At 63.4% G+C, this 16,381-nt stretch carries 14 protein-coding genes and 1 tRNA gene; 2 read left to right on the top strand and 13 right to left on the bottom strand.

Features of this window, described 5'->3' with window-relative positions:
• Positions 1-15: 15 nt before the first annotated feature.
• The 9 genes from LRS53_RS01780 to LRS53_RS01740 all read right to left on the bottom strand — a co-directional run bounded on the left by LRS53_RS01780 (position 16) and on the right by LRS53_RS01740 (position 8,326).
• Positions 16-1,371: an MFS transporter gene (locus LRS53_RS01780; protein WP_231354736.1), complete on the bottom strand. Its 1,356-nt coding sequence runs from the start codon at positions 1,369-1,371 to the stop codon at positions 16-18.
• 44 nt (positions 1,372-1,415) lie between these two features.
• Positions 1,416-2,264: a glycosyltransferase family 2 protein gene (locus LRS53_RS01775; RefSeq protein WP_231354735.1), complete on the bottom strand. Its 849-nt coding sequence runs from the start codon at positions 2,262-2,264 to the stop codon at positions 1,416-1,418.
• A gap of 13 nt (positions 2,265-2,277) precedes the next feature.
• Positions 2,278-2,634, bottom strand: a complete 357-nt coding sequence (locus LRS53_RS01770; protein WP_007160456.1) for an SMR family transporter — start codon at positions 2,632-2,634, stop codon at positions 2,278-2,280.
• Entirely contained in the window at positions 2,631-3,464 is an 834-nt protein-coding gene (locus LRS53_RS01765; protein ID WP_231354734.1) for a sugar phosphate isomerase/epimerase family protein, read from the bottom strand. Before LRS53_RS01765 ends, LRS53_RS01770 begins: the two co-directional genes overlap by 4 nt.
• Positions 3,464-4,252: a pyridine nucleotide transhydrogenase gene (locus LRS53_RS01760; RefSeq protein WP_231354733.1), complete on the bottom strand. Its 789-nt coding sequence runs from the start codon at positions 4,250-4,252 to the stop codon at positions 3,464-3,466. The genes LRS53_RS01765 and LRS53_RS01760 overlap by 1 nt, the downstream gene beginning before the upstream one ends.
• A gap of 5 nt (positions 4,253-4,257) precedes the next feature.
• Positions 4,258-5,889, bottom strand: a complete 1,632-nt coding sequence (locus LRS53_RS01755) for a hypothetical protein (RefSeq protein ID WP_231354732.1) — start codon at positions 5,887-5,889, stop codon at positions 4,258-4,260.
• The gene (locus LRS53_RS01750) at positions 5,870-6,934 is read right to left on the bottom strand and encodes an FAD-dependent oxidoreductase (RefSeq protein WP_231354731.1); all 1,065 of its coding nucleotides are present in this window, start codon (positions 6,932-6,934) and stop codon (positions 5,870-5,872) included. The genes LRS53_RS01755 and LRS53_RS01750 overlap by 20 nt, the downstream gene beginning before the upstream one ends.
• Before the next feature lie 47 nt (positions 6,935-6,981).
• On the bottom strand, positions 6,982-8,004 hold the full coding sequence (locus LRS53_RS01745; protein WP_231354730.1) for a glycosyltransferase: 1,023 nt from the start codon (positions 8,002-8,004) through the stop codon (positions 6,982-6,984).
• Positions 8,005-8,249: 245 nt separating this feature from the next.
• Positions 8,250-8,326 (bottom strand) — tRNA-Arg (locus tag LRS53_RS01740).
• Between the two features lie 256 nt (positions 8,327-8,582).
• Here LRS53_RS01740 and LRS53_RS01735 point away from each other — a divergent pair.
• A complete protein-coding gene (locus LRS53_RS01735) occupies positions 8,583-8,897 on the top strand; it encodes an Arc family DNA-binding protein (RefSeq protein WP_007160462.1) in 315 nt (104 codons plus the stop codon).
• A 50-nt stretch (positions 8,898-8,947) separates the two neighbouring features.
• Here the strand turns inward: LRS53_RS01735 and mgtE are convergent, their stop codons facing one another.
• A complete protein-coding gene (mgtE, locus tag LRS53_RS01730; RefSeq protein ID WP_017641994.1) occupies positions 8,948-10,393 on the bottom strand; it encodes a magnesium transporter in 1,446 nt (481 codons plus the stop codon).
• A gap of 288 nt (positions 10,394-10,681) precedes the next feature.
• Between mgtE and LRS53_RS01725 the strand changes: the two genes are divergently transcribed.
• A complete protein-coding gene (locus LRS53_RS01725; RefSeq protein WP_231354729.1) occupies positions 10,682-11,158 on the top strand; it encodes a DUF4124 domain-containing protein in 477 nt (158 codons plus the stop codon).
• Positions 11,159-11,347: 189 nt separating this feature from the next.
• Here the strand turns inward: LRS53_RS01725 and pheA are convergent, their stop codons facing one another.
• The 3 genes from pheA to gyrA are packed head-to-tail and all read right to left on the bottom strand — an operon-like array spanning position 11,348 to position 16,361.
• Entirely contained in the window at positions 11,348-12,442 is a 1,095-nt protein-coding gene (gene pheA / locus LRS53_RS01720) for a prephenate dehydratase (RefSeq protein WP_017641992.1), read from the bottom strand.
• 2 nt (positions 12,443-12,444) lie between these two features.
• Positions 12,445-13,530 (bottom strand): 3-phosphoserine/phosphohydroxythreonine transaminase, encoded by a 1,086-nt coding sequence (gene serC, locus LRS53_RS01715; protein WP_017641991.1) that lies wholly within the window; start codon positions 13,528-13,530, stop codon positions 12,445-12,447.
• Positions 13,527-16,361, bottom strand: coding sequence for a DNA gyrase subunit A (gyrA, locus tag LRS53_RS01710; RefSeq protein ID WP_231354728.1), 2,835 nt, complete (start codon positions 16,359-16,361; stop codon positions 13,527-13,529). Before gyrA ends, serC begins: the two co-directional genes overlap by 4 nt.
• Positions 16,362-16,381: the final 20 nt, after the last annotated feature.

Below are 16,381 nucleotides of genomic sequence, written 5' to 3'. Positions count from 1 at the left end.
GCCCTCCTCCACCTCTCAAGTCGCCTTGGGCTCAGCTGGGTTCTGCGGGAACTCGATCTCCTCCTGCAGAGGTGCCCCCTCATCGGCAGGTTCTTCCTCCACCACCGGCTCGCTGTGCATCTGCTCCTGCACCACCTGGCTGTCGACGCGGGGATCCAGGGCCGCCGCCAGCGGTGAACTGGTCGATCCTTCGGGCATCTGCACATGGCTCAGCGGCGCTTCGTCGACCAGGTGCTTGCCAGTGACCGCATCCGGACGGATGCGCCAGATCAGGATGGCACCGCAGAGCACGACGAAGGCATAGAGCATGTTGGGCCCGACCAGATTCATCAGAGCCCCCACCACCAGCGGACCGATACAGGCACCGATGCCAAAGGTCACCAGCAGCATGGCACTCAGGGATACCCGCCGCTCCCCCTCGATATGGTCGTTGGACAGCGCCACCGCCAGCGGATAGAGCACGAACTGCAGCAGGCTGGCGATAAGACCGAGGGGTAGCAGTACCACCGGCGGCACATGGGGCAGCACGGCCAGCGGCAGCGCAGCCAGGGTCAGAGCGATGGCCACCACCCGGATCAGCCAGCTGCGATCATGGCGGTCCGAGAGCCAGCCGATCGGCCACTGGGCGATCAGGCCGGCAAAGATGCAACAGGCCATGAACAGACCGATGCGCTCGGTGGGCAGGCCCTGGGCGCTGGCATAGAGCGGCGCCAGACCATAGAAGGAGCCGATCACCAGTCCCGCTACCAGGGTGGTGGTCAGCGACTGCGGAATCCGCTGGATGAAAAACGTGGGTTCCAGCGGCGCAGGCTTGAGCGGCGCCGGGTGGATCTTGCCGGTGACCGCTACCGGCACCAGGCACAGGGCGTAGCAGATGGCGACCAGCATCAGCTTGTCGACGCCCAGATCGGGCGAGACCACCAAGACCACCTGCCCCAACGCCAAGCCAAGGTAGGAGGCGGTCATGTAGCCGGAAAAGACCTTACCACGCTCGCCAGGACCGGCCTGCTCGTTGAGCCAGCTCTCCAGCACCATGTACTGGCACATCATGCCCATGCCGATCAGCACCCTGAGCGCCAGCCACACCGGCAGCCAAGGCAGCAGGCCGATGCCCAGCACCGCGGCGCCGACGACGCCGGCACAAGTCACATAGGCACGGATGTGGCCAACCTTGGCGATCAATCGATGCCCGAGCTTGCCGCCTATCACCAGTCCCGCGTAATAGGCGGCGGTCAGGGCACCTACCCAGAGGCCCTGCACCTGATCGGCGGCCAGTCGCAGCCCCAGATAGGTACTCAGCAGACCGGTCCCGATCAACATCAACAGCGTCGCGAAATAGAGTCCGCGAAACGCCGACAGCACACGCACCATTGCCTACTCCATCGTCTCTTGCACACCCGGCAAGCGCGACGGAATCAGCTTCGTCGTTGCGCCGCCAGCTGAGCGTCCTCGCCCAGGCGTGGGTTGTAGTGGCCTGCACAGGCCTTCATCAGTACCTGCAGCACCGACAGATTACCTCTGACGCTGCTGATCTTGGTGGGTACCTCGCCCTTCGGATAGCGCCGCACGGTGGGGAGTTCCACGCAGCGATAGCCCAATTTCGGTACCCGATAGGAAAGATAGGCCAACAACTCGTAGGTGGTGAACTCGTCGCGGAACGGCGCCACCCGCGAATCCAGCAGCATGGCCCGGCTGTAGGCGCGGAAACCCTGGGTGGTGTCGGTCCAGTGGAAACCCGAGGCCAGGCTCAGCATGGGCGCATGGATGAAGCGAATAGCGAAGTCGCGGGACTTGGGCGTGTTCTCCGCCACACCGCCGGCCAGAAAGCGCGAGGCCTGGACGAAATCGTAGCCCTGCTCGATGGCGTCGATGAAGCGCGGGATGGCGTCCGGATCGTCCTTGTCGTTGCCATCGATGGTCACGATGCCGGTATAACCCTCGTCGAGCACGAAGGCATAGGCGCAGCGCAACTGGGAGCTGAGCTTGCCCGGTGCGGTCTTGACCAGCAGCCCACGGACGCCCAGTTCCTGCAGCCGCTGCGGCTCCAGCGAGCCATCGGTGCTGCCACCGTCGACGATGATCACATCGGCGATGTCGGCGATCTTGACCGCCGCCATGCGCCGCAGGAGGTTGAGGATACGCTCGCCCTCGTTGATGACCGGAATCACCACGCAGTGCGGACGGCTGCGACCGTTCCAGAAGGTCGTCGAATAGCTGGGCACCTGCCAGAGGGCGCGCTCGGTGGCGGGAATTGCAGTAGTCATAGGTCCTCCAGGTTCAACCGACACGGGCCGTGATGAGGGCGACGCCGGCGATGATCAGGACGATGCCTGCCGCCGTGGTCCAGGGAAAGGCTTCGCGAAAGATCACCACCGACAACAGGGCGACGCTGGCGATGGCGCCGGCCGTCAGCACCGGATGCGCCACGTTCAGCGGCAGCTTGGCGAGGGCGGCGGCGTACAGCAGGAAGGCCAGGCCATACATGAACAGTCCCAGCCAGAACGGCCAATTGGCCAGGGCGCCCATGGGATCGCTCAGACTCGGGAAGCGCCGCGGCGGTAGCATGGCCAGCTTCACCAGTACGCTCGCCGAGGCGTTGGAGGCGATGCCCAGGATCAGGATCAGCCACTTCATGCCGCGGCCTCCGGCAGCTCACGATAGGCCTTGATCGCGACCTGGACGCCACGCTCCAGCGCGGCCAGGTTGGAGCCCTGCTTGGCCGGCAGCATCTCGATGCTGACCACCTGCTCCGGCAGCCGCCGGGTCAGGGCGAAGGCGATGCCCTCGTGGTTGGTACCACCCTCCCCCAGGGTCACCAGATCCGGCTCGCTGGCATGGACATGGCCGATCAGCTCGGCATGTTCTTCGAGCACCCGTGCGGCATCTTCCTCGTTGATGGTCAGGGCACCGGTGTCGAGTTGCATGCGGATCGCCGGATGCCCCACGGCGCGCACCACAGCGGCGGTGGAATCGCTGTCGATCATGAAGTTGGCGCCATAGCGAGGCGGATTCGGCTCCAGGCAAATCTGCACCTGGTGCGCCGCGGCCAAATCCCCCAGGCGGCGGAAGAAGTCGCGTGCCTGCACCAGGGCTTCTTCGTCGCTCAGCCCGGAGCGATCGCGATTGCGCGGCGAGCCAAACACTAGGCGCGTCGCCCCCAGGCCCTCGGCCACCCGGCAGACGCCTTCCAGCTGCGCCAGCAGCGCGCGCTGGATGTCGTCGGCGCCGAAGACATTGAGTCCCGTGGTACCGAACAGCAGCGCCTGCATGCCGGTGATCTCGATACCCCGGGCCTGCCACTGCTGCCGCACTGCCTGGATCTCCTGGGCGGTGGCCGTCTTGGGATCGGCGAAATACTTGCCGGGGGCGATGTCGATGGCATCCACTCGATGCTGTTGCAGGATCTCGGCGACCATGGCGTCGTCGGCCACGTCCCAGGCGATATTGGAAATGGCGATGCGCATCACTGACCCTCCGCCTTGATGACCGGGGGTTCCGACTGGGCATAGGCGCGGACCGCGAGCAGGGTGTCGCGCGCGCTGTACTGGTAGCCGTCACGGCCGCCAAAGACCTCGGCATGCACGCTGCGGAAATCGTAGCGCGCAGGCGTACCGTCCAGGGTGTTGCCGAATTCGCGTCCAAAGCCCTGACGGGCGATGTCCGCCACGCTGATTGGCGCGGCAGTCAGGTGCACCAGCTCCAGCCCGGCCGCCTGGGCGGTCTGGATGTCATAGCCCAGGTTGACCATCGGATAGAACTGGAAGACGCCGCGGCTTTCCACCGCGTGCAGGTTGTTGTCGTTGAGCAGGTCGTAGATCACGTTCTTGCGCAGCCCCGGCCCGACCAGGCCCGGCAGGCGAACGATCAGCGCCTTGGCGAAATGCTCACGGACGAACTGTTCCAGTCGATAGCGATTGGCGCCATAGGCGTGCAGCCCCTCTTCGTCCACCGCGGTGGTTTCATCCACGCCGAGTGGCTGCTTGAAGACATCCACGGTGCTGATCAGCACGAAGGAATCGCACTGGATCCGCGACAGATGACCGATCAGGCCATCGATCTTCTGGCGATCGGCCTCAGGATCGCGGTTGGCGATCCATTTCTGCGCGGGGGCACCGGCGCAGATGACCTGGCCATAGGGCTGGTCGCCGATCTGGTCGATATTGGTGGAGCGAAACAGCGCGCCGAAGGCCTTCTGCTTGAGCAGCGTCGACCCTACGAAGCCGCTGTACCCTATCAATGCGTCGGTCTTCATGTTGCTCACCCCTTGGTCTTGAATCTCAGGCAATAGTCCGCTTGGCACTCCTCGACGGGATATCGCGCGTCCAGGTAGGCCTTGAGTCGTGGAAACTTGTCGTGCATGGAAATGTTGTTCAGGTTGAACGACCAGAAGGTCGTCGAATACACCACCGCCGGCGGATCGGCGTGCTGCAGATCGCTGAGCAGGTCCGCCTCGTAGGGCGGCGTGGCATAGACTGGATAGATGTACTTGGTGCAGGCCGGCAGATCGGTCACCCCGTTGATGACCCCGTTGTTGGCCAGGTCGAACACGCACTGGGCGCCACTTTCCTGCAGACGGCGCGAGGCCCATTGCACCCCGGGTGTGGCCAGCGCCGCGTCATCCGGCAAGGCGGTCAGCGCTGGCACCCAGGCGAGCCCCTGGGCCCACACCCGCTCCACCGGCGACTTGTACAGATTGAAGGCAGCGAGCAGCACCAGCAGCGCCGCCAATGCCGGCACCAGCAGCCGCCGGCTGAAGGCCAGCAGGGCACCCGCCAGCAACACCGCGAAGAACGGTGAGGGATTAAGCCCGACCAGCCCGAGCAGCACGGCAGCCACAATTGCGACTGCTGCCGCCCGTGGATGGGCCGAGAGATCCCAGCCACCATTGCGCGCGAGGCGCTGCCGGCGGGCGGCATAGAACAGGCTCAGCAAGGGCACCCAGAAACCCATCTGGATATGCTGGAAGTCCGCGCGGTTGACCCCAATCTTGAAGAAGATCGCGAGCAGCACCGCCAGGGCGCCAATCAGCGGCAGGTCCTCGCTCCAACGCCACGGCCAGGGCAGGCAGCGGATCAGGGCGAAACCCGCCAGGGCCGTGGGTACTACCAGGAGCAAGCTCAGCGCCAGAGGACGGGCGCTCAGGCCATAGCCCCACTGGGAAGAGGTTTCCAACAGGAAGGTCAGGTTCTTGACGTAGTCGGTCAGCGCGAAGAAATCGGTACCAAAGCCAAGCCAGGCAATGGTCGCCGCGAAACTCAGGATCGATAGCAGATGCCGCCGTTGCAGCAACAAGGCGAGTACTACCGCCGAGCCGATGGCCAGCACCCCGGCGATGCCGCGGTCATAGGACCAGAATAGATTGAAGCCCGCCGCCAGCCCCAGCAACACCTCGCACACCAGGCGTCGCGGCGTGGTCTCCACCTTGCGATGCAGGCAGAACAGGAACAGCGACAACAGCAGGAAGAGATCGCGATAGCCCACCACCTGGGTCGCCAGGGCACCCACGGCGACCAGTAGGATCAGGCGCGCGCGGCCCTTGGGCACGGGGCACAGCAATACCGCCGTGCCCCACAGCAACAAGGCCGCGCCGGTGTTGCACAGGCCATAGAGGATCTGGGTCACCAAGAAGGTGTGCTGGGCGCCGAACCAGGTCTGCGCCAGCCATACCGGGATGAAATCCAGCCCGCCGTGGATGGTGAAGGCATGGGCGCCCGGCTGACTGTGCAGCAGCGTCGGCAGCGTGGCGAAGTATTCCCCCTGGTGGAAGGGGTCGAGAATGACGCCCTGGCCGAATAGAAAGAAGTTGATGATGGAAAAGGCCAGAACGCTGATGAAACCGGCGATGCCGGACACCCCCCTGGGTGTCGCTTCAGTGGAAGGGTTCGGCATCGAGGCGCTCCAAGGCATCGAAAATGTTGTCGATCTTGCCGCCCAGCATCGAATAGCAGCCGGGTAACTGGGGGTGTTGTTCGAAAAGGATGGGACGGCCGTCGTCCCCTTCGTTCTTCATCAGGATGGTTTTCACCTCGAACAGCGAATCCCGGTATTCCACCCGCGCCGCCGCCGACATGTAGCGGGCCACGTCCCGCACCATCCAGTCCGCCCGCGAGGCGCGATCATAGTCATCCAGCAGCGTATAGGGATCGGTGCCATTGGCGTCTTCCCAGTTGAGGTGCGGGGTGTAGCGCACATGGGACAGGGTGTGCAGACCGCGCGCCGGGAAGGGCATCATGGAAAAGAACGGACCATCCATGACCGTCACGCCGAGGTTGCGCAGCTCCGGAGGCATCTCCACCAGGGCCATCTCGGTGATCTCGTGACGCAGACGCGTGGTGGTACCGGGGAAATCACCGCCGTACTGGTTGAGACCGCTGTAGGTGCAGTTGAAGAGATAGCGGCAGTGCATCTCCTCCTGCCCGCCCGCTTCGTCCACCACCTCGACGCCCAGACCACCGGTTTCACCACGGATCGCCGTTACCCGACTCTTGAAGCGCAACTCCACGCCGACGGCATCGAGTTCACGACCGACTTCAGCGGCGAGCACCGCGGAATTGAAGGCATATTCCTCGGTGAGATACACCGACTCGATCAATCGGTCGTCGAACAGTCGACTTAATTCCTCGGGTGCGGGCTGCAAGGAAGCCTCGATACCCTGGCAGAAACGCTCGAACTGTTTGGCCGTCACCTTGGAGTTGTTGCGGGCGATGGCATACAACTTGGTGAAGTCCCGCACCACCACATCGGGATAGTCGCGCAGGAAGCGCGGCAAGTTGACCCGACTGCGAAAGGCCGTGACGAAACTGCGGGGATAGTGATAGCCGTTATGAACCCGTGCCTGATTATGATAAGAGGCGCGCTTCAACAGCCCCTCTTCCCTTTCGATCAGCGTGACTTTCGCAAAGCCTCTCACTCGCATGAGATACAGGGCCGTCATGGCCCCGTAGAATCCGCCACCTATGACGATCGCATCTCTCATGATCGTCAGGCCATGCCGGATTGAGTAGCCGGCCTTGCGGCATTACCGCCCTGCACCACTTCGACATTGAGCTTGTCGCGCCGCGTCATGACCGCACTGGTGAACTCCTGGGCGACATGATAGAGCGGCCCTTCGTTGACTCTGTGGGTCAACTGCAGGACATATTCCCCAAGCACCAGCAGAACCAGCGAAATGAGAAAGAACATGCCGGACTGCTGTAATGAAATCGTCACCCAACCGGGTGCCACGTCATCCTTGAACACACCGATGGCGATGACGTAGATGGAATAGAGCAGATTGGACAGGGCCCCCACGATGGACAGGAGACTGACCATGCGCATGGGCTTGCGGGTGGAGGACACCAGCAGTCGAGCACCCCGATCGAAACTGCCGGACAGCCGCTTGGGCTTGGTGCTGCGCGGCGGCATGCTGTATTCGAGGTTGATGCGCGAGAACCCTGCGGTGGCGGGTAGATGCCGGTAGGTCAGCGCCGGCGCGGGATGGCGCAGGATGTAGTTGATGACCTTCTTGCTGAGCATTCGGAACTGGGGCGCGTCCTTGGCCAGATCCACCCCGTTGAATCTCTTGTAGAGACTGTTGAAGCCATTGGAGCAAAGGCTGTAAGACAGAGTCTGCCGAACTTTCTGCTGATTGTTGGCAAAGACCACGTCTACCCCACCGGCTGCCTGTTGCAACATATCGGGCAGGAAGGCGATGTCATCGGTTTCCGGATCTATGACGACTGCGAAGTCGCCCAAGGCGTTTTCCAATCCCACCCAGGCGGCAGTATCCGAATCCACTTCTTTGGTCAGGGCATATACCTGCAGATTGGGCAGGCCATTGATACTGGTGAGTTGCTTTAATCGAGCTACGCTGTCATCAGAGGAGGCGTTGTCGACGATGATAAGTTCGTAGTCACTTACCAAGGGACCGATGACAGTTGCGGCGCGCTCAAGCACGTTTTGCAACTCGGTTGCCTGATTACGAACGACGAAGACGACTGAAAGTAGGACGGGATAAAAGGCCATGACGCGAACCTCCAGAGGCGCTCCAGATTCATGCAATGCAGACGGTTAGCCAATGGAGAGTACAGATAAATTCGGCAGGTTTTCGTCCGCTGCTCTATGCTGTGATCACAACCACAAATCGCTGCTGGAAGAGCCTGGAAGTCGGACAAAGTCGCTGTTTTTGCCCTATCCTCCAAACTGCTGTAACGGTTCGGCAAGGGCACTTGAAGGCGTCGGACTGCAAGGAGAGGTACTGGAAAGGAATCTGGTGTCCCAGAGTGGGGTCGAACCACCAACCTTCCCCTTAGGAGGGGGATGCTCTATCCAATTGAGCTACTGGGACAGGAAGGGCACTCATGGTAACGAGCAGCGGAAGGTTTGTCATGTTTCGGTTCGGCAGCGCCGCAGTACGCGAGGACTGCCAAAGACAGGAAGTTCTTCGGCAGCTTTGCAATTTGCTGCGTACGTCGGTAAATTGACGTCAATAAAAAAGATACCTAGGGACAGGTGGTTACAGAGTCCAAGGTGCCATGAGTGCTAGCGGAACGAGACGAGGGCTTACGCCTTCACTGATTTTTGACTCCAGATGAAGTACCTCAATGACCCAGGCCATTAGATCCTACTCAAGCCGTACTGCTGACAAATTCGTCGTGCGTCTGCCCGAGGGCATGCGAGAGCGCATCGCGGATGTGGCCCGCAACCACCATCGCAGCATGAACTCGGAAATCATCGCGCGTCTCGAGCAGAGCTTGCAGCAAGAGGGCGCCCTAGGCGACGAACCCGGGCTTCGCCTGGACAGTCCGGAGATCACCGCTAGCGAGCGGGAGCTGCTGCAGCGCTTTCGACAACTGTCGGGTCGCCAGCAGAATGCCCTGATCTCGCTGATCGCCCACGACATCGACGCCGCATCCTGACAGCGCCCGGGCTGCCCTAACCCTGGGTAGCCCGTTGCACCCTACCCTGCCTACATCAGGAACAGGGTGGCGAGCCCCAAGAAGATGAAGAAGCCGCCGCTGTCGGTCACCGCGGTAATCAGCACGCTCGACCCCATGGCCGGGTCACGACCGAAGCGCTGCAGGGTCATGGGAATCAGCACCCCCATGAAGGCCGCCAGCAGCAGATTGAGGGTCATGGCGCCCATCATCACCAGGCCCAGTGACCAGCTGCTGTACAGATAGAAGGCAACCAGCCCTATCACCCCACCCCAGATGACGCCGTTGCACAGGGCGACGCCCATTTCCTTGCGCAGCAGCCGCGTGGTGCTGGTGACGCTGATCTGCCCTAGCGCCATGGCGCGGACGATCATGGTGATGGCCTGGTTGCCCGAGTTGCCGCCGATACCGGCCACGATGGGCATGAGCGCGGCAAGGGCTACCAGCTTCTCGATCGACCCCTCGAAGAGCCCGATGACGCGCGAAGCGATAAAGGCGGTGATGAGGTTGGTGGCCAGCCAGGTCCAGCGATTGCCCACAGACTTCCACACCGAGGCGAAGACGTCTTCGTCTTCGCGCAGACCGGCCATGTTGAGGACTTCGCTTTCGCTTTCCTCGCGGATCAGGTCGACCATCTCGTCGATGGTGAGACGACCGATCAGCTTGCCGTTCTTGTCCACTACCGGGGCCGAGACCAGGTCATAACGTTCGAAGGCCTGGGCCGCGTCATAGGCGTCGCCATCCGGATGGAAGGCCACCGCCTCCTTGGCCATGACCTCGACCACCAGCTTGTCCGGATCGTTGACCAGCAATCGCTTGATCGGCAGCACACCCTTGAGGATGCTGTCGTTATCGACGACGAACAGCTTGTCGGTGTGGTCGGGCAGCTCCTTGAGGCGGCGCAGGTAGCGCAGCACTACTTCCAGAGCGACGTCGTCGCGGATGGTGACCATCTCGAAGTCCATCAGGGCACCGACCTGATCCTCTTCGTAGGACAGCGCGGAGCGCACCCGCTCGCGCTGCTGGGCGTCCAGGGCGTCCATGAGCTCATGGACGACATCGCGCGGCAGGTCCGCGGCCAGATCGGCGAGTTCGTCGGCGTCGAGCTGGCCGGCCACCGCGAGGATTTCCTGATCGTCCATGTCGGCGATCAACGTCTCGCGGACGGCGTCCGAGACTTCCAGTAGGATCTCGCCATCACGCTCGGTCTTGACCAGCCCCCAGACGGTCAGACGATCTTCTTGCGGCAGGGCTTCGAGAATGAAGGCGACGTCGGCCGGGTGCAGCTCGTCCAGGCGGGCACGCAGCTCTTCGAGGCCTTCTTCGGGAATATCGGCGGGGGCTACGGGGGCGCGATCCTGGTCTTCACGCGCCTCGACAGCGAGGTCGTAGCGCTCCAGCAACTCGACGACCTGGGCGAGCCGCTCTTGCAGCGTCTCGTGGGGCTTTCTGATGTCTGCTTCTTTCACTACGGTCATAGCGCACTCCGGCCCGCCGGCGGAGCGCACCGACGAACCCTATCTCAACAACGGGACGAAAAAGGCGATTGAGTGTTGACTGGGTAAGTCCATAAGGGGGGATGACCACTGCCCCGGCGGGGCTGACGGCGGGGATGATACACCGGACCGGTTGCCGGTGCGAAGGCAAAAGGGTTTCAAAACAGCTATTTGCAAGGGCTTTGACAGGGTATCGAGACGGCGATTTTGGTTCTCGTGCAGCGACCTTTACTTCGCTAAGCTGGAGGCCTACGTCAAGGAGGACGTCCCATGAAGAAGCTGCTCGTGCTCGGCCTGTTACTGGGCTGCGACCCGGCCCACTCGGCCACGGTCTATCGCTGCGAAGATGCCAGCGGCCACCTCACCTTTTCCGCCAGCGGCTGCGCTTCGGACAGCGACAGCAGCCTGCAACGTGCGGACAACCCCCGTCCCGGTGGCGCCAGGCCCACCCTGATGGCGAAACCCAAGGCCGCACCCCGCAAGGAGGTCTCGCGTGCGCCAACGGTGGTAGCCGCCAAGACGGATGGGTGCGGTGACCGGCTCAGCGCCAGCGAGAGGCGGCAGGCGATCATCCGCGGACAGGTCAGGGTCGGCATGAGCCGAGCGGACGTGGAGAACGCCCTGGGACAACCGCGACGGATTTCCCAGCTGGATACCCTGACCCGCTATCACTACGACGGGCGCCAGCGCAAGGAGCGCTCGCGCCTGGTGACCTTTGACGAGCACGGTTGCGTGCGCCGACGCTGACGCACGTAGATCCTAATTAGAGCCTGTTCAAAGTCTCGCGAGCTAGAGACAAACAAGGCCTAGGCGGCCCCGCGAAAATAGCTGAGGAAGCGCAGTTTACACGTAGTAAATGAGCATTCCGACCGGGCTGGCGCTCCAGGCCATTTTCAACGCCGTCTGGCCGACGCGCAGCAGACTTTGGACAGGTTCTCAGAGCACGGCGCGGGGATAGGAGCCGAGTACCTTGAGCGCCACGGCGCCGGTGGACAGGCGTTCCAGCACGTCGCGGATCAGCGGATCGGCCTGGTGGCCGAGGAAATCGATGAAGAAGACGTAGGTCCACTTGCCGCTGCGCGATGGCCGCGTCTCGATCCGGCTGAGGTCGATATTGTTGGTATGGAACGGCAGCAACAGCTCGTGCAGGGCACCCGGCTTGTTCTGCATGGAGACGATGATGGAGGTTTTGTCATCGCCACTGGGCGGCACGTCCTGGTTGCCGATGATGAGGAAGCGCGTGGAGTTGTCCGGGCGATCCTCGATCTTCTGCTGCACCGGGGTCAGGCCATAGAGCGAGGCCGCCATGTCGCCGGCGATGGCCGCGCTGTTCCACTCCCCCTTCACCCGCCGCGCCGCCTCGGCGTTGCTGGCCACCGCCACCCGCTCGACGCTCGGGTAGTAGGAGTCCAGCCACTTGCGGCACTGGGCCAGCGACTGGGCATGGGAATAGATGCGGGTGATGCTGTCGGCCTTGGTGTTCTCACCGATCAACAGGTGGTGGTGGATGCGCAGCTCCACCTCGCCGCAGATCGACAGGTTGTGCTCGAGGAAGCTGTCCAGGGTGTGATTGACCGCCCCTTCGGTGGAGTTCTCCACGGGCACCACGCCGAAGTTGGAGGCGCCGGCAGCGACCTCGCGAAAGACCTCGTCGATGGCCGCCATGGGCCGGGTCACCACGGCCTTGCCGAAGTGCTTGAGCGCCGCGGCCTGGGAGAAGGTGCCTTCCGGGCCGAGGTAGGCCACGTGCAGCGGCTCTTCCAGGGCCAGGCAGCAGGACATGATCTCGCGGAACAGCCGCGCCATGTCTTCGTCGCGGACCGGACCGCCGTTGCGCTCCATCACCCGCTTGAGCACCTGGGCCTCGCGCTCGGGTCGGTAGAACACGGGCTTTTCGCCCTCCGCCAGCGTCCCCATCTTGACCCGTGCCACGTCCTGGGCGCAGCGGGCACGTTCGCTGATCAGCTCCTGGATGCGTTCGTCCAGACTGTCGATCCGCAGGCGCAGGGCCTTGAGCTCGTGTTCCGACATGATCAGCCGTGCTCCTTCTCGAATTCGGCCAGATAGGTCACCAGCGCCTGGACGGCTTCCAGGGTGACGGCGTTGTAGATGGAGGCGCGCATGCCACCCACCGAGCGGTGCCCCTGCAGATACAGCAGGCCACGTTCCTCGGCGCCTGCCAGGAAGGCCTTATCCAGGCGCTCGTCGGCCAGGCGGAAGGGCACGTTCATCCAGGAACGGTCATTCTTGGCGATGGGGTTGCTGTAGAAGTCGCTGGCGTCGATGAAGCCGTACAGCAGCTCCTTCTTCTGGCGATTCAGGCGCTCCATGGCGGGCAGGCCGCCCTGCTCCTTGAGCCACTTGAACACCAGCCCCGACAGGTACCAGGAGAAGGTGGCCGGGGTGTTGTACATGGAACCGTTGTCGGCCTCGACCTTGTAGTCCAGCAGCGTCGGGCAGCCGGCGCGGGCGCGACCCAGCAGGTCTTCGCGGACGATCACCACCACCAAACCACTCGGCCCAATGTTCTTCTGGGCGCCGGCGTAGATCAGCCCGAAGCGTGAGACGTCCAGCGGCCGCGAGAGGATGTCGGAAGAGGCATCCGCCACCAGGGGCACGTCGCCCACGTCCGGAATCCAGTCGAATTCCAGGCCGCCGATGGTTTCGTTGGGGGTGTAGTGGACGTAGGCGGCGTCCTTGGACAGCTGCCATTCGCTCTGCGCCGGAATGGCGAAGTAGTCGTAGCCCTTGGCGCTGGCAGCGACGTTGACGGTGCCATAGTGCTGCGCCTGCTCGATGGCCTTGCGCGACCAGATGCCGGTGTCGATGTAGTCGGCGGTGCCGCCCTCGGGCAGCAGGTTCATCGCCAGCTGGGCGAACTGCAGGCTGGCGCCACCCTGCAGGAACAGCACCCTGTAGTTGCTGGGAATGGCCAGCAACTCGCGCAGATCGGCCTCGGCCTGGCTCGAAATGGCGGTGAAGTCTTCACCGCGGTGGCTCATCTCCATTACCGACAGGCCACGGCCCTGCCAATCCAGCAGATCGGCCTGGGCCTGGCGCAGCACAGCTTCGGGCAGGGCCGCCGGGCCGGCGCAGAAGTTGTAGGCACGCTTGCTCATCGCTCGTCATCCTCGTTCGGAAGGTCGTCGCTCGGCACGTCGCTGGCACCGGGCAGCACATCGTCCTGATCCGGCTCGTGGCTGTCGACCGGCAACTCCTTGTCGAGCAGTTCGTCGTCCAGTTCGGCTTCGTGGTCCAGCAGCTCTTCGTCCACCGAAGGCTCCTGCACCCGCTCCAGGCCCACCAGTTTCTCGCCCTTGCCGAGCTTGATCAGGGTCACGCCCTGGGTGTTACGGCCGGTACGGGAGATGCCCTCGACCGGGGTACGCACCAGGGTGCCCTGGTCGGAGATCAGCATGATCTCTTCGCCGTCCAGTACCTGGATGGCGCCGATCAGGGGACCGTTGCGTTCGTTGATGACCATGGCGATCACGCCCTGGCCACCGCGACCACGCTGCGGGTATTCGGCCATGGCGGTGCGCTTGCCGAAGCCATTGAGGCTGGCGGTCAGGATCTCGGCGCCCGGCTCGGGGATCAGCATGGAAATCAACCGCTGGTTCTCGGCCAGACGCATGCCGCGCACGCCGCGGGCGGTACGGCCCATGGTGCGCACATGGCGCTCCTTGAAGCGGATGACCTTGCCACCGTCGGAGAACAGCATGACTTCGCGGGCACCGTCGGTGATGGCGGCGGCGATCAGGCTGTCGCCCTCCTCCAGCTTCAGGGCAATCAGACCATTGCTGCGCGGACGGCTGAACTGCACCAGCGGGGTCTTCTTCACGGTGCCGTTGCGAGTGGCCATGAAGATGTAGGCACCGGTGGGCTCGTCCTGCTCGGCGTCGAGGACTTCGCCCTCTTCGCCTTCGACCTCGACGTCGTCTTCCACCAGCACGGCGTCTTCGATGTCCAGGTTGTCGTCCTGCTCGCCCAGATCCTCTTCACCGATGGGCGCCTGCTGGCGCACGGCTTCCAGATCGACCGGCAGCATGGCAGTGATGCGCTCGCCTTCGGCCAGCGGCAGCAGGTTGACCAGCGGCCGGCCACGGGCGGCGCGGGAGGCCTCGGGGATCTCGTAGGTACGCTTCCAGTAGACCTTGCCCAGGCTGGAGAACAGCAGCAGGGTGGTGTGGCTGTTGGCGACCAGCAGGTGCTCGATGTAGTCCTCTTCCTTGACCGCCGAGGCCGAGCGGCCGCGACCGCCCCGGCGCTGGGCCTGGTAGGCGTGCAGCGGCTGGGACTTGGCATAGCCGCCGTGGGAGATGGTGACGACGCGGTCTTCCTCGGTGATGAGGTCGGCGATGGTCAGGTCCACCTGGGAGGCGATGATCTCGGTGCGACGCTTGTCGCCGAACTCGGCCTTGACCTTTTCCAGCTCCTCGCGGATGACTTCCATCAGCCGCTCGGGGTTGGTCAGGATGCGGATCAGTTCGCCGATCTGCAGCAGGATCTCCTGGTACTCGGCGATGAGCTTCTCGTGCTCCAGGCCGGTCAGGCGGTGCAGACGCAGATCCAGAATGGCCTGGGCCTGTTCCGGCGAAAGGTGGTACTTGCCCTCGTGCAGACCATACTGCTCGGGCAGTTCGTCCGGACGGCAGGAATCGGCGCCGGCGCGCTCGACCATCTCGCGTACCGCGCTGGATTCCCAGGGCGTAGCGATCAGGCGTTCCTTGGCTTCGGCCGGGGTCGGCGAGCTCTTGATCAGCTCGATGACCGGATCGATGTTGGACAGGGCGACCGCCTGGCCTTCGAGGATGTGGCCACGCTCGCGCGCCTTGCGCAGTTCGTAGACGGTCCGCCGGGTGACGACTTCGCGACGGTGGCGAATGAAGGCTTCCAGCAGTTCCTTGAGGTTCAGGGTGCGCGGCTGGCCGTCGAGCAGGGCCACCACGTTGATGCCGAACACCGTCTGCAGCTGGGTCTGGGCGTAGAGGTTGTTGAGCACCACCTCGGGGGTTTCGCCACGGCGCAGCTCGATGACCACGCGCATGCCATCCTTGTCGGACTCGTCGCGCAGCTCGGTGATGCCTTCGATCTTCTTCTCTTTCACCAGCTCGGCGATCTTCTCGATCAGCCGTGCCTTGTTGAGCTGGTAGGGCAGCTCGGTGATGACGATCTGCTGGCGATTGGCGCTCTTGTCGATGTCCTCGACTTCGGCGCGAGCCCGTACGTAGATGCGGCCACGGCCGGTGCGATAGGCCTCGATGATGCCGGCGCGACCGTTGATGATGCCCGCGGTCGGGAAGTCCGGACCGGGGATGTACTGCATCAGGTCGTCGACGGTCAGCTCGCTGTTTTCGATCAGCGCCAGGCAGCCATCGATCACTTCGCCGAGGTTGTGCGGCGGAATGTTGGTGGCCATGCCGACCGCGATGCCGCTGGAACCGTTGACCAGCAGGTTGGGGATGCGCGTGGGCATCACCGCCGGGATCTGCTCGGTGCCGTCGTAGTTGGGCACCCAGTCGACGGTTTCCTTGTCCAGGTCGGCCAAGAGTTCGTGGGCGAGCTTGGACATCCGCACTTCGGTGTAACGCATGGCCGCGGCGTTGTCGCCGTCCACCGAACCGAAGTTGCCCTGGCCGTCCACCAGCATGTAGCGCAGCGAGAAGGGCTGGGCCATCCGCACGATGGTGTCGTAGACGGCGGTGTCGCCGTGGGGGTGGTACTTACCGATGACGTCACCCACCACACGGGCGGATTTCTTGTACGGCTTGTTCCAGTCGTTGCCCAGCTCGCTCATGGCGTAGAGCACGCGCCGGTGCACCGGCTTGAGGCCGTCACGCACATCCGGCAAGGCCCGGCCGACGATGACGCTCATCGCGTAGTCGAGATACGACTGCCGCAACTCGTCTTCGATATTGACCGGGAGGATTTCTTTGGCCAGTTCACCCATGAGAAGCCTGGTTCCTTCTG

Source organism: Pseudomonas sp. PLB05 (genome assembly GCF_021106615.1).
GTDB lineage: Bacteria > Pseudomonadota > Gammaproteobacteria > Pseudomonadales > Pseudomonadaceae > Chryseomonas > Chryseomonas benzopyrenica.
Note: the sequence above shows the minus strand (reverse complement) of the source record. Positions and strands in the feature narration are given on the sequence as shown.